This window comes from Myroides odoratus, from assembly GCF_965118575.1.
In the GTDB taxonomy this organism is placed as follows: domain Bacteria; phylum Bacteroidota; class Bacteroidia; order Flavobacteriales; family Flavobacteriaceae; genus Flavobacterium; species Flavobacterium odoratum_B.
Window position 1 is genome coordinate 1 of the sequence record NZ_CBCPHW010000042.1, and the last position, 2,564, is coordinate 2,564.

Annotated in this window: 1 pseudogene; it reads left to right on the forward strand. The window is 41.5% G+C overall.

Going from position 1 to position 2,564, the window contains the following annotated elements:
* Positions 1-2,564, forward strand: a pseudogene (locus tag ACMHJ2_RS17650) (hypothetical protein); the annotation flags it as partial.

The window sequence follows — 2,564 nt, forward strand, 5'->3', positions numbered from 1 at the left end:
AGCGATAACTATATCAGCTGGAGTATCACTGACTCTTTAAGTGATCCAGAGCTACTCGCTAGTGGAAAAACGGGACAAACCATCCAACTCGATACAACCCCTGAATCGGTCAAATACCAAGCCACCCAAACCTCGAATCGCAGCTTTAGGGTAACGCCAACGCAAAAGGGTACGTATTTAATCGCTGCGGCGAGCAAACCCAAAGACCAGATCGTAAAACCGTATTATGAAGGGTTTTATTACTATATCGAAGTCGTGGATACGGCATCTATTGAATCGCTGCATCTCAGTGCTTCTGTCGCCCAAGGACTCATTATAGGCGATCAAGTGGTTTTTACCGTACACAGCGACATCCAACTCCCCCAAGAACAACTCGACCAGTTGCGTATCAAAGTAACGGTAAAGGATGTACATCCCGATGATAATGCCTCAACGATTTTTAGCACACAAACCCCTACCTCTTTTGTACAAGAAGCCAACCAAATCCGGGCGTATTTCCAGTGTCAAAATGCCTGTGCGTATCAGGTGGAAGTCTACTACAACAATCAACCGCTTACCGATATACTTCCCCAATCTTTTTGCGTAGCGGCCAATAAAATTCTATCCATTACCCCCAAAGTAGAACGAGTTCGCTTGGGCAGTAGCGTTGTGTTTCAAGCTGTAGTTCAAAACAGAAAGTCCGTTGAAGCAGCACACATCAAATGGAGAATCAAATCCGCAGATGCACCGCGTTTTAAAGGCTATAGCGAAAAGGGACTTTCCATTCGCTGTACCTTTGCTAAGGAAGGTGTCTATGAAATCGAATGTGTATACGGTGCTTTTTGGATCGGAAAACAAACCGTTCGACAAACCATAACGGTTGTATCCAATCAAATAGAGCAAATCAATGGGAGTAATAACGAGGTACTTCCCCAAAGTTCTACCTCATCTATGCCTACAAGGTGTGAGGTTTACAGAAAAAGTCTATTTTCAATTGCAATAACCTCAACCTTGGGCTATCACCCAGATACGCAGCAAGGAACGTATGTTGAAGTACAAGAAGCTGAATCTTCTACTTTGTTTCAACGCCTTGTCCATCACTTTTTTCCAGTCCAAAAGCAACAACCCGTATCGCGTATGTACAACAATACCGATTCAGAATTGATATGGCGACTTAAATACAGCAAAGGACCTAAAAAGAAACAGGGCTTTGGAATGTCTATACACTATGTGAATCCCCAACTCACTAATGAAATCCAACAAGAGTTAATACAAATAGGCATCCCCGAACAAAAAGAAACACAACCCAATCAAAGTTTGGATCCCGTGATGATCTACCCCGTGTATACCCAAACTGATGAGATTGTATTGCGCTCGACTGTGGATACCATTGACTTTCAACTGGAAGAAAAGGGAACCTATCAGTTAGAAGTGGAGTTGAATGGCCGTAGTAAAACCTTTGAGATTGAATGTATCGAAGGCAAAGTCAAGCGTTGGGCTTTTGTGGATCAACACGACCAACCCGTAGACTTCTTAAGTTTTAACGAAGCTTTTTCCCTTGCCGCTGAGATTACAGGTTTTGAGAATAAACAAGCGTGTATTTGCTTTTGGTATGACTATCGAAATCGCGCAAAAGAAGTAGTAGAACTCGCACGTGATGCCGTTCATTTTGATAGTGATGGAAAATGTACCTATACCGTACAAGCGTTTTCACCGTTTTGGAAGACCTTTGAAACCCAAGTACCCCAAGGTAAAGGCAATTCCTATTCGGTATTTTTTACTTTTACAGAAGAAGTGGGTTTAGAAAATGTGAGAAGAACACTATTTGAGGGCAACCAACAAATGATCAATCATATTTTTCCCCTTGACACCAACCATACCTATGCCTTAATTAGCAAAGAACTGCACTTTGAAGCTTATTTCAACAAAGCCAATCACACCCGACTTATCGAACCTATTTTATACAAAGAACCCCTTGAAATTCAAGTGAGGCGCATTTTAGGGCGGTATACAAAACCAGAAGCCATTCCGCATCAGTTGACACTGAATCTATACGAAAATACCAATCAAAGTGTTTTTAAATTTGAGTTTAAAGACCGATTGGCAACCTCTTTACCGCTGGTTATTCCCAAAGGAGAAAACACCGTTTACACGCCTTTAAATACCGCAGAGGAGGCTATTTTTAAATGTGCTGCCCACCTAAAGGAATTAGAATCGAACTTTGTTGCGCGTGTTTTTTATATGGGAATAGCCTATGAGGTGCAACTTGAAGTGCTTCGCCTTGCTTCGGGTTATATAGCCACGAAACCCGAAACCATAGAAGAACTATTTCCAAGAGGATATAAACGCAATGCCGCCAATGATACTTTATTGGTTCAACGCCTAAAACCAGAACTTGAAGAAGGACTAAGCAAACAAGAAATAGAAAATCGAATACAATACAACCAAAAGAAAATCAACAAATACCAACGCGATTCCCTATTTGGACATCTCTATTTACACCAATTAAAACTAGTGAAAGAACTGGTTTTTGGATCTGCCTTTAAGGATAAAAAAGTACCCATTAAAGTGGAAGCGGGAAAGGC